Raw genomic sequence first — 17,247 nt, 5'->3', positions numbered from 1 at the left:
TCTGGTCATAGGCCCGGAAATCCCCGAAATACTTCGTGATCGCCGCCGTCAGCGTCGTCTTGCCGTGGTCCACATGCCCGATCGTGCCGATGTTCACATGCGGTTTCGAACGGTCAAACTTTTCCTTTGCCATGGTCGTGGGCGCCTTGTCAGTTGGGGGGCCGTCGCGGCCCGATTGTTGCTCCGCGCGCCGTTTATTGAGTCTGAACGAGAAAATCAAGCCCAACCTCGCCCACGCCTGCCCGCGCGCGGCACGGGCGGCCTGAGCGGCGGCTGCGGATCATTCGATCACGCGCGGTGCGACATCGGGCTCTTCGATGATCTCGACCGCGGCAGTGGCCTGCTCTGCCGGGGTAAGCGGCGCGTCGCCGCTCTCGACAAGCGCTGCGGCCTCACCTGCGGCGGGTGGCTCATCGGCGGCGGGCGCCGTGCGGGTCAACTCGTCATCGCTCTTTTCCGACGCGGGCACACCGTCATCCTCGAACCAGCCGAATTTCTGGTTCTGACGCACCAGCCAGGTCTCGATCTGCTTGGCGGCATTGCGGCTCAGGTTTTCGAGCTGGACCTCCTTGCTCTGGGTCAAACCGGACCCGAGGAAGGTCGCGCCAGAGATGCTCTCTAGCACGGTGACCATGTGCGGCTCGGGGTTGAGCTTCTTTCCAGCGGCATCGTCCCATGCCGTGACATGCAGGATCAGCGCCGATTTCGGCGAGGCCACGACCGGCACCCCCGGCACGGCCAGCACATATCCCTCGATGCTGACACCCAGATGATAGAGTTTCGAGCCCTGATAGCGGGTGAACCGGTCGGTCATCGCCTCGGTCACGGCGGCGATCCACTCTTCTTGCGAGGCCTCACGCGATGCCGGGCCCTTGGTCAGGTTCGGAGCGACGACAACATTGTGCCCCAGCTGGAAATTGCCAAGATAGGCAGGCGCCTCATCCAGATCATTCGGATTGGTGCAGGCGGTGATGAAGATAAGCCCCAGTAGGGCAAGCAAACGCGTCATTCCGTATCATCCCGGACTAGGCAAACTCGCGCCGCAATACCCCAGAGCGGGGCGGCACGCAATCATTCGCCCGGATCGGGCCGTCACCCTATATCTGAAGCACTCGCGCAAAGGTGCCCCATGCCACAGAGCCAGATCACCCGCCCGCCCGTCCGCGTCCCGCTTGTCACCGAACCCCTGGGCGTGCTGGGATCATTGCGCGCGGCGCGGCGCAACGTGCTGTCGATCATCCCCGAGATCGCGACCCGTCAGCCGATGGTCTCGGGGCGCACCGCCAAGCGCTGGCACATGGTGATGGACCCGGATGCGATCCGGAGCATGCTGCTGGAAAACCTCGACAATTACCCCAAATCGCTGGTCACCAAGAACCTGTTGCGCCCGGCCATCGGCGAGTCGCTCTTCATCGCCGAGGGCGCGCATTGGCGCTGGCAGCGGCGCACCGCAGCACCGGCATTCTCGCATCGCAACGTGATGAACCTCGCACCGGTGATGACGGCGGCGGCTGAACGCAGCGCCGAGCGTGTCGCCGGGGCCGGGCCGCGCGCCATCGACATGGCCGCCGACATGGTGCGCACCACCTTCGACGTGATCGCCGACGTGACCTTTTCGGGCGATGGCATGTTCGATGTCGACGCGGTGCATCGCGGCATCGACGCCTATATCGCCGAGGCGGGGCGGCTCTCGCTGTTCGACATCCTCGGCCTGCCCGACTGGGTGCCGCGCCCGGCGCGGGTGATGTCGGGCAGCGCCGTGGCCGAGATGAAACACGTGGCCGATGAGGCGGTCGAGGCGCGCCGCGCGCGCGGGCCCGGCGAGATGCCCGACCTGCTCGACCTGCTGCTCGACGGCGAGGACCCCGAGACCAAACGCCGGATGAGCACGCCGGAACTGCGCGACAACCTGCTGACCTTCATCGTGGCGGGCCATGAGACGACCGCCCTCGCGCTCGGCTGGTCACTCTACCTCTGTGCCTATGATCAGGGCGTGCAGGACCGCGCCCGCGCCGAGGCGCAAGCGGTGCTAGAGGGCCGCGCCGCCACCGGCGCGGACGTGGCCCGCCTGCCCTTCATCCGCCAGATCATCGACGAGGCGCTGCGGCTTTATCCGCCTGCTGGCCTGATCTCGCGCACCGCGCTGGCGGCGGATAGGCTCTGCGGGCGCGAGATCAGGCCCGGCGATACGGTGATGATCCCGATCTATGCTCTGCACCGCAATCACCTGCTCTGGAAGGCCCCCGATGCCTTCAATCCCGATCGCTTTGCCGACCGCAAAAACACCCCGCGCTACAGCTACCTGCCCTTCGGCGACGGGCCGCGCATCTGCATCGGGGCCAGCTTCGCGCTGCAAGAGGCGGTGATCGTCCTTGCCACGCTGCTGTCACGCTTTCGCTTCACCCCCGTGCCCAGGCGCGATCCGGCCCCGGTGATGATCCTCACGCTGCGCCCCGAAGGCGGCGTCTGGCTGATGGCCGAGGCGGTGTGAGTGGCTGCAGGGATGGCATGAAGCTGACGTTGCTGTGAGCCGCGCATCGTCGTGCCGCGGTGTGGCGATCCAACGTCAGTTTTGTAGCGCTTTATATCAGCCAAGCCCGAAAAACATCAGAGCACAGAGCAGGTTGCAGCCAAATCGCCGCGCCGGGGGGCGGCGTCATGCCGAAGGCATGCCTCTGGCATGACGATGCGCGGCGGCCTTCGGCCGCGTTTCGCGCAGGGTACTTCAATCGAATGTCCGCTCCAGACCACCCCTGCCCTCACCGCGTCGGCACCGGCTCCTCGCCGCGATAGTCGTAGAACCCGCGCCCGGCCTTGCGGCCCAGCCAGCCCGCCTCGACATACTTGGTCAACAGCGGACAGGGCCGGTACTTGGTATCCGCCAGCCCGTCATGCAGCACGTTCATGATCGCCAGACAGGTATCGAGCCCGATGAAATCCGCCAGTTCCAGCGGTCCCATCGGATGGTTGGCCCCCAGCTTCAGCGACTGGTCGATGGACTGCACATTGCCCACCCCCTCGTAAAGCGTATAGACCGCCTCATTGATCATCGGCATCAGGATGCGGTTGACGATGTAGGCCGGGAAATCCTCGGCGCTGGCCGCCGTCTTGCCCAGTTTGTCCACCACCGCGCGGCAGGCCTCGAACGTGTCCTTGTCGGTGGCGATGCCACGGATCAGTTCCACCAGTTGCATCACCGGCACCGGGTTCATGAAATGAAATCCCATGAATTTCTCGGGCCGGTCGGTGCGGCTCGCCAGCCGGGTGATCGAGATCGACGAGGTGTTCGACGTCAGGATCGTCTGCGGCGCCAGATGCGGCAGCAACTCGTCGAAGATCGCCTGTTTCACGGCCTCGCGCTCGGTCGCGGCCTCGATGATCAGGTCGCTCGGACCCAGATCGGTCAGGGTCTGCGTGGTGGTGATCCGTGCCAGCGCCGCCTCGAGTTCCTCTTGGGTGATCTTTTCCCGGCTCACCTGCCGATCAAGGTTCTTGCGGATCGTCGCCATCGCCTTGTCGAGCGCCTCGCGGCTGATGTCGTTCAGCGCCACGTCATAGCCCGCCAGCGCCATGACATGCGCGATCCCGTTGCCCATCTGCCCCGCGCCGACAACGCCGATTGTCCTGATTTCCATCGCCCGATCCTCGTGGTTTTGCCGCGCCAGCATAGGCCCCAGCAGGGCCGGGCCGCAAGGGCCGCAGGTGCCTAAACTTATCCGCGAATTCGACGTTTAAGGGAATGGAAACGGGAATCGGAAAATCCTGCGTCCGGGTGACTTGATATAAGGGGTGGGACCGATGGTCTTCGAACGCTTGGGGCGCACGCCCCTTGACTACAAGCCTGTGCGATACGGCACATCGAAACTTACATTTCGCGGACCGGCGCGTGATCTTTCGGGCGATTATGTCGCCTGTCTGGGCGGCACCGAAACGCATGGCAAGTTCCTTGACCGGCCGTGGCCTGCACGGCTTGAGGAGGATCTCGGCCTGCCTTGCGTCAATTTCGGCCTGCCCAATGCCGGGCCTGACGTTTTTCTGCGCAACGCGGAATTTCTGGATTTCGCACGCGGGGCCTCGGCCGTGGTTCTGCAGGTGCCCTGCGCGATGAACCTGTCGAACCCCTATTACGACGTGCATCCGCGCCGCAACGACCGCTTTGTCAGCGCCCACACCCGGCTCCGCCGTCTCTATCCAGAGGTGGACTTTACCGAGTTCCACTTCACCCGCCACATGATGCGGCGGCTTGCCTCGCTTGCGCCGGAGCGTTTCACGCTGTTGCGCGACAGCCTGCAGGATATCTGGATCGACCGGATGCAGCGCCTGATGGCCCGGATCGACCGGCCCGTCATCCTGTTGTGGTTGGCCAATCACGCCCCCGGGGCGAATCCGAATTCCACGGAGATCTGCGACGATCCGGCCTTCGTGAGCCTCGCGATGATGCGCGCCATCCGCCCGCGCGCCGCCCATCTGACGCAGGTGGTGATCAGCAAGACCGCGCGCGAGCTGGGCACGCGCGGCATGCGATTCTCACCGATGGAGGAAAGTGCCGCCGCCGACCTGCCCGGTCCCCTTGCCCATGCCGAGGCGGCGCAGGCCTTGCTGCCCGCCCTGCGCGCGCTGACCGAGGCATGAAAAAACCCGCGCCAGAGCCTGGCGCGGGTTTCGTATGTCAATCACCTGACCGGATCACAGTTTTTCGGTCAGTTCCGGCAGGGCAGTGAAGAGATCCGCGACGAGGCCGTAATCGGCCACCTGAAAGATCGGCGCCTCTTCGTCCTTGTTGATCGCGACAATGATCTTGCTGTCTTTCATCCCCGCCAGATGCTGGATCGCACCCGAAATGCCGACGGCGACATAGAGATCGGGGGCGACCACCTTGCCGGTCTGGCCAACCTGCCAGTCATTCGGCGCATAGCCCGAATCGACCGCGGCACGGCTTGCGCCCACGGCAGCACCCAGCTTGTCGGCCAGCTTCTCGATCAGCGCGAAATCGTCCTGGCTGCCGACGCCGCGACCGCCCGAGACCACGACGCCCGCCGAGGTCAGTTCGGGGCGATCGCTTGCAGCCACCTTGTCCTCGACCCATTCGCTCAGGCCGGGATTGTCCGCCGCCGAGATGGTCTCGACCGGGGCCGCCGCCTGTTCGCCCGCCGCGTCAAACGTCGAGGTGCGGAAGCTGATGACCTTCTTGGCATCGCGCGATTTCACTGTCTGGATCGCATTGCCGGCATAGATCGGCCGCTCGAACGTATCGGAATCCACCACGCCCGAGGCGTCGGAGATCACCATCACATCGAGAAGTGCGGCGACGCGCGGCAGCACGTTCTTGGCATCTGTCGTAGCCGGGGCGACGATATGCTCGTAATCCCCCGCGAGGCTGACCAGCAGCGCCGCCGTCGGCTCGGCCAAGCGATGCCCGAGCGAGGCATCCTCGGCCACCAGCACCTTGGCGACACCGGCGATCTTGGCCGCCGCCTCGCCCGCCGCCGCAGCAGAGGCCCCGGCGCAGAGCACCGTCACATCACCCAGCTTTGCAGAGGCCGCCACGGCCTTCGAGGTCGCGTCGAGATTGAGTTCACCATCGGTGACTTCGGCAAGAAGAAGTACAGACATCAGACGGCCCCCGCTTCCTTGAGTTTCGCAACAAGCTCATCGACCGAGCCCACGATTTCGCCGGCCTTGCGGGCCTCGGGCTCTGCCGTGCCGGTGACTTCCAGACGCGGTGTCACGTCCACGCCGTAATCGGCGGCGGTTTTCTCATCGAGCGGCTTTTTCTTCGCCTTCATGATGTTGGGAAGGCTTGCATAGCGCGGCTCGTTGAGACGCAGATCGACCGTGACGATTGCGGGCATGCCCACCTTGATCGTCTGCAACCCGCCATCGACCTCGCGGGTGACCAGCGCGCTGTCGCCCTCGATCTCCAGCTTCGAGGCAAACGTCGCCTGGCTCCAGCCCAGCAGCGCCGAGAGCATCTGCCCGGTGGCGTTCATGTCATTGTCGATCGCCTGCTTGCCGCAGAGCACGAGGCCGGGCTGCTCTTCTTCGACGATCTTCGCCAGAATTTTCGCCACCGACAGGGGCTCGATATCCTGATGCACATCGTCGGCAGCGACCACGAGGATCGCGCGATCCGCGCCCATGGCCAACGCGGTGCGCAGCGTTTCCTGCGCCTGCTTCACGCCGATGGAGACGGCGATCACCTCGTCGGCCTTGCCCGCCTCTTTCAGGCGAATCGCCTCTTCGACGGCGATCTCGTCGAACGGGTTCATCGACATCTTCACATTGGCAAGATCGACACCGCTTCCGTCCGCCTTGACGCGAACCTTCACGTTATAGTCGATCACGCGTTTGACAGGCACTAGAACCTTCATTGGCATGGTCTCCCTTAAAGTGGTGAAGAGCCGGTCCGACTCTTCGTCTCATTCGTCTCGCGCGTTGATACCGGGTCAGGACGCGACAAAACAGGGTAAAATCGTCACGTCAGAGCCCGGCGACGTCGCGTTTTGGGCTTTTCACGACAGGATCGTTGCAGGAGTGTTTCAGCGGTTCGCGCCCGAGCGACACTCCGGGGCTCCGCCCTTCCGGTCGCCGGGCCGTCCACAGGACGCCCCGCCGCTGTCAGCGGTTCGCGCCCGGAACCCACAGCACATCCTCCTTGCCGCCGTCATTGGCCATCCGGGCGGCGACAAAGAACCAGTCGCTCAGCCGATTGAGATAGCGCACGGCCGCATCATTGACGTGTTCCAGCGCCGACAGTTCGACCGTCAGCCGCTCAGCCCGGCGCGACACGGTGCGGCAGAGATGCAGATGCGCCGAGAGCGCACTGCCGCCGGGCAGGATGAAACTGCGCAGCGGCTCCAGATGCTTGTTCATCGCGTCGATCTCGGCCTCGAGCCGGTCGACCTGCGCGGGCACCATGCGCAGGACCGGATATTCGGCCTCTTCGTCCTTTTCCATGTCCGGGCGGCACAGATCGGCCCCCAGATCGAACAGATCGTTCTGAATCCGCGCCAGCGCCGCGTCGGTCTCGCCAGAGGCATGCAACCGCGCGAGGCCCAGCGTCGCGTTCAGCTCATCGACCGTACCATAGGCCGTCACCCGCGCCGAATGCTTGGCCACCCGTGTGCCATTGCCCAGCGCGGTCTCGCCCGCGTCCCCGGTGCGCGTGTAAATCTTGTTGAGAACCACCATCGGCTCAGCCTCCCTGCCTGCGGAAATAGACGAAAATCAGAATGAGAACGATGGCCACGAACTGCGCGATCAGCCGCCACCGCATGTACTTGTTGGACCGCTTGGCATTCTCCACACCCTCCTTGCCGAAGGTGGAGATGCCGCGAATAAGGATGATCGCCACGACGGCACAGCCCGCAGCCACAAGCAGGAATAACGGGTCTTTCCACATAAGGCGTCCTTTCCGAGTCGGTCACGTGGGGCACATCTAGGCGGGGCGCGGCCAAAAGCGAAAGAGAAAATGTGACGCGGGCCGCCCGAACAGCCGCACGGCTCAGCCCTTCGACAACACCCAGTCAAGCGCGCGCGCAGGCAGAACGCGACGCAGCACGCCCATCACATAGGTCGGCGTGGTCACATAATAGCGCGGCTTCGGGCGCGCGGCCTCGAGCGCATGCACAAGTTTCTTCGTAACCGCCCCGGCGGGCCATTGCGGCCCCTTGCTGCTGCCCTCGTAAAGCTGAGTCAAAAGATCGGCGCGATATTCCTCCACGCGAACCGAGTTTTCCCAGTCGATCCACTTCTCGAACTGCTTGATCGCATTCTGGCGAAAGGCCGTCTCGATCGGCCCTGGATCAAGGATCGACACCTCTATCCCGGTCCCCGACAGCTCCATCCGCATCGAATCGCTCAGCCCCTCCAGGGCAAACTTGGTCGCAACATAGGCACCGCGCCATTTCATCGCCACGAGACCCAGCACCGACGAGCATTGCACGATCCGGCCATGTCCCTGAGCGCGCATCACCGGAATAACTTGCCGCGTCAGATCATGCCAGCCGATCAAGTTAGCCTGAAAAATCGTGCGTAACGCCTCTGTCGGCACATCCTCGACCGGGCCGGGCACGGCATATGCTCCGTTGTTGAACAGCGCATCAAGCCGCCCGCCCGTGGCCTCGAGCACCTCGGCGAGACCCTCCGCGATGCTGGCCTCGTCCTCATAGTCGATGCGCGGGGCCTCGAACCCCTCGCCGCGCAGCCGGTCGCAATCGGCCTCGGCGCGGCAGGCGGCAAACACCCGCCAGCCCCGCGCCCGCAACCCATGCGCCGCGTCATATCCGATGCCCGACGAGCATCCGGTGATCAGGATCGTTTTCTCGCTCATGGCGGGGTTTGTGACCGGTCCCCGCCCGCAACGCAAGCCTAGTCAGAGGCCACCGTCAACAGCCGGTCCGCCATCCAGCCGATGCGCCCCGTACCGGCCACCCGCAGCTTGGTCCAGCCATTGCCCGGATCACGCAGCACGATCACCTCGGTCCCGCGTGCAAGGCTGGTGATCGCGCCAAAGGCGGTGCCCGGCCCGGTGCGCAGGTTGACGGATGTGCCCGCAACACGGCGCGTCTCGGCCACCGGCGCGAATGACGACACAGTGTCATCGGGCTCTGCCACGCCGATGGGCGCTTCGCTGCGCACAACGGTCACGGTCGGCACCGTGATCTCGGGGGCCTCGGGCCCGGCAAGATCAGGTTCGGCATTTTCGACGGCGGCGGAGGGCCGGGACACATCGCCCTCCGCCGCCGAGGCGAGTGTCACTTCCACCCGCTGTCCCATGGTCAGGCCCAGATCATGCAGCGAGGTGACCGTGCGCGTCACCCGCGTGTCGGGGCGCGGCAAGCCGTCCTGCGCGATCTCGATCACGTTCACCCGCAGCGGGCGCGGTTTCGGTCGTTGATTGTCGAGCTTCGCCCGCATCTGAATGGAGTTGGCCGAGGGACGATAGTCCGCCCCGCCACTCATCTCGTAAAATCCCCACCCCAGGAAAACAAAGCTCAGCAAAATAAAGCGCCACATCGCGCATCCCCCGAATTACACACACATGTCAAAAAGCTTGGCAGCTAAGTCATAATAGCCGATTCGCGCGTTGCCGCGACGGGGAAAATCAGGAAAGTTTGCGCCTCCTGCCCCGATCCCCGCTTTACGGTGCATCGCGGCGGCGATATCACCACATCCATGAGTGATTTGATCGACGACCCCAACATGATGCCCGAAGCGACGTCAGAGCCGCTGCGCCGCGCCATCGGCGACCGCTACCTGACCTATGCGCTCTCGACGATCATGCACCGCGCCTTGCCCGATGCGCGCGACGGGTTGAAGCCGGTGCACCGCCGCATCCTCTACGCGATGCGCGAACTCAGACTCTCCAGCTCCGGCGGGTTCCGCAAATCCGCCAAGATCTCGGGCGACGTGATGGGCAACTATCACCCGCATGGCGATGCCGCGATCTATGACGCCATGGCCCGCCTCGCGCAGGATTTCGCGGTGCGCTATCCGCTCGTCGACGGGCAGGGCAATTTCGGCAATATCGACGGCGACAACCCCGCCGCCTCGCGCTACACCGAGGCGCGGATGACCCCCTTTGCCGAGGCGCTGCTCGACGGCCTTGCCGAGGATGCGGTCGATTACCGCGACAACTATGACGGCACCCTGCGCGAACCGGTGGTGCTGCCCGCCGCCTTTCCGAACTTGCTGGCCAATGGATCGTCGGGGATTGCCGTCGGCATGGCCACCAACATCCCGCCGCATAACATCGCCGAACTGATCGACGCCTGCATCCATTTGATCAAAACGCCCGATGCGCGCGACGACACGCTGCTGAACTACATTCCCGGCCCCGATTTCCCCACCGGCGGCGTTATCGTGGAGCCGCCCGAGAGCATCGCGCAGGCCTACCGCACCGGGCGCGGCGCGTTCCGCCTGCGCTGCAAATGGGAGGTCGAGGATCTTGGCCGCGGCCAATGGCAGATCGTGGTCACCGAAATTCCCTATCAGGTGCAGAAATCCAAGCTGATCGAGCGCATCGCCGAACTGATCCAGACCCGCAAGATCCCCGTGCTCGCCGATGTCCGCGACGAAAGCACCGACGACGTGCGCCTAATTCTCGAGCCGCGCTCGAAGAATGTCGATCCAGAGGTTCTGATGGGGCTGATGTACCGCAATTCCGACCTGGAACTGCGCTTTTCGCTCAACATGAACGTGCTGGTCGACGGGGTGACGCCGCGCGTCTGCTCGCTCAAGGAGGTGCTGCGCGCCTTCCTCGATTTCCGGCAGGAGGTGCTGCTGCGCCGTTCGCAGCACCGGATGGACAAGATCGACCATCGGCTCGAGGTGCTCGAAGGGCTGATCGTCGCCTTCCTCAACCTCGACCGGGTAATCGACATCATCCGCTATGATGACGACCCCAAAGCGGCGCTGATGCGCGAGGATTGGGGCCGCACATTCGTGCGCGCCACCTCCGAGGCCGATTACGTACCCCCAGCCCCCAGCGATGAGGAGGGGCTGTCGGAGGTGCAGACCGAGGCCATTCTCAACATGCGCCTGCGCTCCTTGCGCCGGCTTGAGGAAATGGAGCTCAAACGCGAGCGCGACGCGCTGATGGAGGAACGTGCCGGGCTCGAAGACCTGCTCGACGACGTGTCCCTGCAATGGGCGGCGGTTGCGGACCAACTGCGCGAGGTGAAAAAGACCTTCGGCAAGGATCACCCGATCGGCGCCCGCCGCACGCAATTCGCCGAGGCGGGCAAGATCGAAGAGGTGCCGCTCGAGGCGATGATCGACCGCGAGCCGATCACCGTGGTCTGCAGCCAGATGGGCTGGATTCGCGCCCTCACCGGACATATCGACCTGAACCGCGAGTTGAAGTTCAAGGACGGCGACGCCCCGCGCTTCATGTTCCACGCCGAAACGACGGACCGTATCCTCGTCTTCGGCAGCAATGGCCGGTTCTACACGCTCTCGGCGGCCAACCTGCCCGGCGGGCGCGGCATGGGCGAACCGCTGCGCCTGATCGTCGATCTGCCCAACGAGGCCGGGATCGTCGATCTGCTCATTCACAAGCCGGGGCGCAAGCTTCTGGTGGCCTCCTCTGCCGGAGACGGCTTTGTCGTGCCCGAGGACGAGATCGTCGCCCAGACCCGCAGCGGCAAGCAGGTGCTAAACCTGCGCGCGCCCGCGCAGGCACAGGTCTGCCGCCCGGTGACCGGCGATCACGTCGCCTGCGTCGGCGAAAACCGCAAGGTGCTGGTCTTCCCGCTCGACGAATTGCCGGAACTGACGCGCGGCAAGGGCGTTCGGCTGCAGAAATACAAGGATGGCGGGCTGTCGGATGCCACCACCTTCACCCTCTCCGAGGGCCTCAGCTGGCGCGATCCGGCGGGGCGCACGCGCACCGAGACCGACCTGACCGAATGGCGGGCCAAACGCGCCAGCTCCGGTCGCATGGCACCACGCGGCTTCCCCCGCGACAACCGCTTTACCTGAGCACGCTCGCCTGCGCATTGCCGCCGGTCCGGCACGGTCCGGCCAATGCCGCAAGCCCCAGGATCACGCCCGATACCGTCGCGATCATGCCCGCGGCACTCACCGCGTTATCGTAGCCCAGCCACAACGGGCCATAACCCGCCAACACATAGCCCAGCACCGCCGAGATCACGGCAAAGCCCACGCTCCACGCCACCTGCGCGCCCATCCGGTTGGTCTTCATCCGCGCCGCTGCGGGCGGGCAGATGAACATCGCGATCACGATGATCGAACCAACCGCATCGAACGCCGCCACCGCCGCAATCGCCGCCACCACGATCAGCGACAGGCTAAGCGCCTGCACCGGCAGCCCCATGCTGCGTGCGAATCCCTCGTCGAAGGTGGCGATAACCAGCGCGCGCCACATTACGGCGGCAAAGACCACCACGCCCAGCATCACCGCCGCCATGCGCGGCAGTTCCGGCGGCAGCGCGCGCAGGGCGGCCGGGTCGAGGAGCGCCGCCCAGCCATAGCCGTCAAGCCAGATCAGGCTTTCGAGGTTGCCGTAAAGCGCATGCTGCACGTCCAGATGCACGCCCGAGGTGGCGCTTTGTTCCAGCAGCAGCACGCCGCCCGCGAACATCGCGGTAAAGACCACGCCCATCGCCGCGCCCGGCTCGATCCGGCCCAGACGGCGGATCAGTTCGATCAGCACCACCGCGACCAGCGCCGCAGCACCCGCACCCAGCATCATCGGCAGCGCCGCCACGACACCGGTCAGCAAAAAGGCCACGACGATGCCCGGCAGCACGACATGGCTGATCGCGTCACCGATCAGGGCCTGACGGCGCAGCAACAGAAAATTGCCCGGCAGCGCGCAGGCCACCGCCGCCGCGACCCCGATCAGCAGCGGGGTCAGCGAGAGCATGACGAAATCCGCCCCCATCACACCGCCCCCTCGGGCCGCAGCCCCTGATCGACCGCCGCGATCTGATCGGCGGTCAGCACCTCTTCCAGCGGGGTCAGGCCGTCGTAGCGCGCCGCCGCCGCCTCGAATTGCGGATCACTGCGCAGGATCTGCCAGCGGCGCTCATCCAGCCGCGCGCGCGCCGCCATCGCCCGGCCCGCCTCGGTGGCGACCCCATCGGCGCGCACCAGCCCGGCGCGGCGCATCAGGCGCAGGGTCAGCGGCTCGTAGACCGGCTGCCCGGTGGCCAGCGCCAAGAGCCCCTGCCGCAGATGGACCCGCCGTTGAAACCGCAAGTGCCGCAGCGCCGCCGCCAGCACACCGCGCCCCGGCGCCAGCAGCAGCGACAGCACGAAAAGCACGAACCCCGTCAGCACGATGATCGGCCCGGTGGGCAGCGCCGGGGCGGTGGCCGAAATCGCCGCACCGGCATAGCCCGACAGCCCGCCGATCAGCCCGGCGATGGCCACCACCGCGCCCACGCGCTCGGACCAGAAGCGCGCGGCGACGGGCGGAATGATCAGCAGCGCCACGATCAGCACCAGCCCCACCACCTTGAGCCCCACCACCGTGATGCCCAGCGCCAGCCCCATCATCACCAGTTCCACCGCGCGCAGGCTGATCCCCTGCCCCATGGCATAACCCGGATCAAACGCCACGAGGGTCATCGGGCGGCGCAACAGCACCACAAGCGCCAGCACCAGCGCGCCGCCGCCCGCGATCAGCATCGCCTCGTTCCACAGCATCCCCGCCGTGGCCCCCAGCAGAAAGGTCTCCAGCCCTGCCTGACGGCCCGCATCCATCACCTGCACCACCGTCAGCAGCACGACACCAAAGCCGAAAAACACCGACAATACCGCGCCGATGGCCGCATCCTCGGCCAGACGCGTGCGGGTGGTGAGCCATGTCACAACCAGCAACCCGAGGCCCGCCGACAGCGCCGATCCCAGCATCAGCCCCGGCAGAAAGCGCCCGTCGCTTCCCATGGCCACCATCGCCATGAAGCCCAGGACGACGCCAGGCAAGGTGGCATGGCTGATCGCGTCGCTGACCAGCGCGCGTTTCGACAGGTAAAGGAACGTGCCCGTGGCCCCCGCCGCCATGCCCAGCATCGCGGCCCCAAGGGTGACCAGCGTGGCGTTATAACCAAGTTGCAGCGTCAGCGCCTGCCAGAGCATGCCCTCACCCCGCCGCCGCGCCGCCCATCTGGGCAAGCGCCAAGCGCCCGCCATAGGCGGTTTGCAGGTTCTCGGGCGTAAAGACCTCGGCCACCGGCCCTTCGGCAATCGCCGTGGTGTTGATCAGGAAGACCCGGTCGAAATAGTCGGGCACCGTGGCCAGATCGTGATGCACGGCAACCACGGTCGCGCCCTCGGCCTTGAGATCCTTGAGCACGGTGATGATCGCCTTTTCGGTGGCGGCATCGACCCCGGCAAAGGGCTCATCCAGCAGGTAGAGATCGGCCCCCTGCGCCAGCGCGCGGGCAAGAAACACCCGCTGTTGCTGACCACCCGAAAGCTGGCCGATCTGGCGGGCGGCAAAGCCTTCCATCCCAACGCGCTCCAGACACTCCATCGCGCGTGCGCGGTGCTGGCCCCGGATGCGGCCCAAGAGCCCGAGATCGCGGTAGAGCCCCATCAGCACCACATCGAGCACCCGCGCCGGGAAATCCCAGTCCACGCTGGCGCGCTGCGGCACATAGGCGATGCGCGCGCGCATCTCCGCGAGCGGGCGACCATGACAGCGCACCTGCCCCGACAGCGGCGTAACGATACCAAGCGCGGCCTTTAGCAGCGTCGATTTGCCCGCCCCGTTGGGGCCGACAATCGCCGTCATCTGACCGGGCTGAAAACCGACATCGACGGAAAACACCGCCGGTTTCTCACCATAGGAAACCGTCAGTCCCCGGATCGAGAGCGGCAGATCATCGTGTTTCTGCGGGGCAGACCCGACAAGTTCCAGTGCCATGCTCAACTCCCCGCCGCCAGACGGCCCAGACGGCCCCGCTCGGGCGCGCTGCCGCCAAGGGCGCGCGCGATGGTGGTCATGTTGTGGTCGATCATGCCCAGATAGGTGCCCTCGTAGCTGCCCGGCACACCCATCGCGTCCGAGAAAAGCTCACCGCCGACGCGCACCTCGTGGCCCTGCGCCGCTGCCCCTTCGATCAGGGCGCGCACGTTGCGATCCGACACGGTGCTTTCAACGAACACCGCCTTGATGTCGCGCGCGACCAGCAGATCGACAAGATCGCGGATACGCGCCAGACCGGCCTCGCTCTCGGTGGAAATGCCCTGAATGCCCTCGACCTCGTACCCATAGGCGCGCCCGAAATAACCGAACGCGTCATGCGCGGTGACCAGCACGCGGGCGGGGTCAGGCACCGAGGCAAGAACCCCCTCGGCGTAAGACCCAAGCGCCGTGATTTCATCCTTGTAGGCCTGCGCGTTGGCCTCGAAGAGGGCGCTGTCTTCGGGGCGCAGATCGCTCAGCGCCTGTGCCACCCGGTCCACCACCGGCAGCCACAGATCGGGCACCATCCAGACATGCGGGTCAAAGCGGCCCTCGTAATCCTCGTGGCCGATGCGGGCCTCTTGCGGCACCGCCTCGCCCACGGCGACGACCGGTTGCCGCTTTGCCAGCTTGAGCAGGAACTCCTCCATCTGCGCCTCGAGATAGAGCCCGTGCCACAGCACCACGTCAGCGCGGGTGAGCGCCACGATATCGCTGCGCGTCTGCCGGTAGGAATGCGGATCGATCCCCGGCCCCATCAGCCCGCGCACCTCAACCAGATCACCGCCCACGATACGCGCGGCATCGGCAATCATGCCAGTGGTCGCCACGACCGATACCTTGCCCGCCTGCGCCTGCGCGCCCCCGGCCCAGACCAAGGCCCCGGCAGCAAGGCCCAGAACATGACGACGATGCAACGACATTCGGCTCCTCCATTGGCTGAAACTGCAATTGAATATGAGACTGACTCGCAAAATAGTCAAGGAGATTGCAAATCATTCTCAAACTAAGTGGGGTGTATCCCCTTGACATACGGTAGGCGAAAACCTATCTAAAGTGCATGAAACAGACAAACGTTCGCCAATTCTTCCAGCAGTTCCCCACCGATGATGCGTGCCTTGAACATTTGTTCAACGTGCGTTTCGGTCAGGGCCATGTCTGCCCCAAGTGCGAGCGCGCCGCCAAGTGGTACCGCCTGCAATCAGAGCAAGCCTATTCGTGCCAGTGGTGCGGCCACCACGTTCACCCGATGGTTGGCAGCATCTTTGAAAAGAGCCGCACGCCGCTGCAACTCTGGTTCTATGCGATCTTCCTGTTCACCACGTCCAAGCACGGCGTGAGCGGCAAGGAATTGCAGCGCCAGCTTGGTGTTACCTACAAGACCGCATGGCGCATGGCGCGGCTCATTCGTGAGCATATGGCCGCTGTGGACGGTGAGACGCCCTTGGGCGGCGAAGGCAAGATTGTTGAGATTGACGAAACCTATGTTGGTGGCAGTCAAACCGGCAAGAGCGTTGGACGTGGCACGAGCAACAAGACGATTATCATGGGCATGGTCGAGCGGGGCGGTGACGCTCTGGTGAAGGTCGTTCCCAACATGAAGCGCGAATACATCTTGCCGGTGATTGAACAATCAATCCAAAAGGGCAGCGAGGTTCACGCTGACATGCTCACCAGCTACGATTTTATTGGCCAGAGCGGCTACGATCTGCACCGGATCAACAAGAAAGCGTCCGGCAAGTATGTTGGCAAGAATGGCGAAACCGTGAACGCGGTCGAGAACTTTTGGCGGCACCTGAAATGCTCAATTCAGGGCACGCATATCAGCGTTTCGCCCAAATACCTTGAGAACTACGCCAAGGAATTTGAGTATCGCTTCAATCGTCGGATGCGTCCTGAGACGATGTTGGAGGAGCTTCTTTCCCGCTTTCCTGAGTTGGACGTTTGATCACATCATCCAGCTTGTCGAGGTCGCCATCTGGATCGGCCTCGTGTTCCTTGATGAACTTGTCAAGTTTGCCCTCACGGGCATCGCGTAAGGTAGTCATGAATTCTCCATTTCTCGCAGGCTTACCGCAGCTTCTTCACATAGCCCCTGCGCCATTTTGAAAAGCGCATCAGCGTTCCCTAGATAGTTCTGCTGCATTGCGCTTTCAAACTTGGCAAAGGTGTCTTTAGATATCGCTCCGATTTCCGCTGCTTTTCGCAGTCGAGATAGGGCCATCCCGCCATGTTTGGTATGGAATTTGTCTAAGTGCGCTATCTCGTGGTTCATTCTTTCATTTTGAGCATTTCGGATCATTCTGACTTGAAATTCGTCTGCATCTGACCCGATCACCATGTTTGATTGACCACCCATGTCTACCTTGTCTCTCATGCTGGGGGAAACATAGTTCAGGTGGTCATTGGCAGAGGGCCGTGAAAGCTGGAAATCTCTTGAAAACCCGCCGATTTCCTTCGCTAATTCGTCAAGACGGTCGGCCAAGGGTGGAAGGTCTGCTAAGTGCCTTAGTGCGGATCGAGCTTCATCCCGCTGTCTAAAAGGGCAAGTTACAGTATTCCAAAAAAGAACTGAAAAAAATATCAAACCGCCCGCTTGAAGGCCATAGACAAGCCAAACACTGAACTCTTCGCTCATAGCCGCGCCCCCATCGCGCCGCGCATGTAGCAAGAAGCCGACGAACGGTAGCGCAATGAAGCTGAGAATGATATTTCTAGCCCCGCCCCAGAAGGAAAGAGTGTCGATCCATGACCTATGGAGCCAAGATTGCTTGTGCTTAAATTCCATACACTAATCATTTCACGAC

At 64.1% G+C, this 17,247-nt stretch carries 18 protein-coding genes; 4 read left to right on the top strand and 14 right to left on the bottom strand.

Features of this window, described 5'->3' with window-relative positions; translation table 11 throughout:
• Both RID11_RS19810 and RID11_RS19805 read right to left on the bottom strand, forming a co-directional pair.
• Positions 1–133, bottom strand: a 133-nt coding sequence (locus RID11_RS19810) for a GTP-binding protein (protein ID WP_350141012.1), incomplete at its 3' end; no start/stop codon positions are given.
• Between the two features lie 147 nt (positions 134–280).
• Positions 281–1,009, bottom strand: a complete 729-nt coding sequence (locus RID11_RS19805) for a hypothetical protein (protein WP_350142020.1) — start codon at positions 1,007–1,009, stop codon at positions 281–283.
• Between the two features lie 120 nt (positions 1,010–1,129).
• Here RID11_RS19805 and RID11_RS19800 point away from each other — a divergent pair, with 120 nt between their 5' ends.
• Entirely contained in the window at positions 1,130–2,491 is a 1,362-nt protein-coding gene (locus RID11_RS19800) for a cytochrome P450 (RefSeq protein ID WP_350142018.1), read from the top strand.
• A gap of 268 nt (positions 2,492–2,759) precedes the next feature.
• Here RID11_RS19800 and RID11_RS19795 read toward each other — a convergent pair whose 3' ends face one another.
• Entirely contained in the window at positions 2,760–3,635 is an 876-nt protein-coding gene (locus RID11_RS19795; RefSeq protein ID WP_350142016.1) for a 3-hydroxybutyryl-CoA dehydrogenase, read from the bottom strand.
• Between the two features lie 163 nt (positions 3,636–3,798).
• Between RID11_RS19795 and RID11_RS19790 the strand changes: the two genes are divergently transcribed.
• A complete protein-coding gene (locus RID11_RS19790) occupies positions 3,799–4,632 on the top strand; it encodes a DUF6473 family protein (protein ID WP_350142014.1) in 834 nt (277 codons plus the stop codon).
• A 54-nt stretch (positions 4,633–4,686) separates the two neighbouring features.
• Here RID11_RS19790 and RID11_RS19785 read toward each other — a convergent pair whose 3' ends face one another.
• The 6 genes from RID11_RS19785 to RID11_RS19760 form a co-directional block, all read right to left on the bottom strand.
• Complete coding sequence (locus tag RID11_RS19785) at positions 4,687–5,613, bottom strand: electron transfer flavoprotein subunit alpha/FixB family protein (protein WP_350142012.1); 927 nt, start codon at positions 5,611–5,613, stop codon at positions 4,687–4,689.
• Positions 5,613–6,371, bottom strand: coding sequence for an electron transfer flavoprotein subunit beta/FixA family protein (locus RID11_RS19780; protein WP_350142010.1), 759 nt, complete (start codon positions 6,369–6,371; stop codon positions 5,613–5,615). The genes RID11_RS19785 and RID11_RS19780 overlap by 1 nt, the downstream gene beginning before the upstream one ends.
• Before the next feature lie 247 nt (positions 6,372–6,618).
• Complete coding sequence (locus RID11_RS19775; protein ID WP_350142009.1) at positions 6,619–7,191, bottom strand: cob(I)yrinic acid a,c-diamide adenosyltransferase; 573 nt, start codon at positions 7,189–7,191, stop codon at positions 6,619–6,621.
• 4 nt (positions 7,192–7,195) lie between these two features.
• A complete protein-coding gene (locus RID11_RS19770) occupies positions 7,196–7,402 on the bottom strand; it encodes a twin transmembrane helix small protein (RefSeq protein WP_350142008.1) in 207 nt (68 codons plus the stop codon).
• 102 nt (positions 7,403–7,504) lie between these two features.
• Positions 7,505–8,332: an SDR family oxidoreductase gene (locus tag RID11_RS19765; protein ID WP_350142007.1), complete on the bottom strand. Its 828-nt coding sequence runs from the start codon at positions 8,330–8,332 to the stop codon at positions 7,505–7,507.
• Positions 8,333–8,370: 38 nt separating this feature from the next.
• Positions 8,371–9,018, bottom strand: coding sequence for an SH3 domain-containing protein (locus tag RID11_RS19760; RefSeq protein WP_350142006.1), 648 nt, complete (start codon positions 9,016–9,018; stop codon positions 8,371–8,373).
• A 159-nt stretch (positions 9,019–9,177) separates the two neighbouring features.
• Here RID11_RS19760 and RID11_RS19755 point away from each other — a divergent pair, with 159 nt between their 5' ends.
• Complete coding sequence (locus RID11_RS19755) at positions 9,178–11,484, top strand: DNA topoisomerase IV subunit A (protein ID WP_350142005.1); 2,307 nt, start codon at positions 9,178–9,180, stop codon at positions 11,482–11,484.
• Here RID11_RS19755 and RID11_RS19750 read toward each other — a convergent pair.
• From RID11_RS19750 to RID11_RS19735, 4 genes are read right to left on the bottom strand one after another with little or no spacing between them, the layout of a single operon-like run.
• Positions 11,477–12,409, bottom strand: a complete 933-nt coding sequence (locus RID11_RS19750; protein ID WP_350142004.1) for a metal ABC transporter permease — start codon at positions 12,407–12,409, stop codon at positions 11,477–11,479. The two genes, RID11_RS19755 and RID11_RS19750, sit on opposite strands and share 8 nt — an antisense overlap.
• Positions 12,409–13,608, bottom strand: coding sequence for a metal ABC transporter permease (locus tag RID11_RS19745; RefSeq protein ID WP_350142003.1), 1,200 nt, complete (start codon positions 13,606–13,608; stop codon positions 12,409–12,411). The genes RID11_RS19750 and RID11_RS19745 overlap by 1 nt, the downstream gene beginning before the upstream one ends.
• Positions 13,609–13,612: 4 nt before the next feature.
• A complete protein-coding gene (locus RID11_RS19740) occupies positions 13,613–14,398 on the bottom strand; it encodes a metal ABC transporter ATP-binding protein (RefSeq protein WP_350142002.1) in 786 nt (261 codons plus the stop codon).
• A gap of 2 nt (positions 14,399–14,400) precedes the next feature.
• Positions 14,401–15,363, bottom strand: a complete 963-nt coding sequence (locus RID11_RS19735) for a metal ABC transporter solute-binding protein, Zn/Mn family (protein WP_350142001.1) — start codon at positions 15,361–15,363, stop codon at positions 14,401–14,403.
• Between the two features lie 137 nt (positions 15,364–15,500).
• Between RID11_RS19735 and RID11_RS19730 the strand changes: the two genes are divergently transcribed.
• Entirely contained in the window at positions 15,501–16,388 is an 888-nt protein-coding gene (locus RID11_RS19730) for an IS1595 family transposase (protein WP_350142000.1), read from the top strand.
• Positions 16,389–16,484: 96 nt separating this feature from the next.
• Here the strand turns inward: RID11_RS19730 and RID11_RS19725 are convergent, their stop codons facing one another.
• Positions 16,485–17,078 (bottom strand): hypothetical protein, encoded by a 594-nt coding sequence (locus tag RID11_RS19725; RefSeq protein WP_350141999.1) that lies wholly within the window; start codon positions 17,076–17,078, stop codon positions 16,485–16,487.
• Positions 17,079–17,247 lie beyond the last annotated feature (169 nt).

The organism is Roseovarius sp., from assembly GCF_040219995.1.
In the GTDB taxonomy this organism is placed as follows: domain Bacteria; phylum Pseudomonadota; class Alphaproteobacteria; order Rhodobacterales; family Rhodobacteraceae; genus Roseovarius.
The sequence above is the reverse complement of the archived record's forward strand: the minus strand, read 5'-3'. Positions and strand labels throughout refer to the sequence as shown.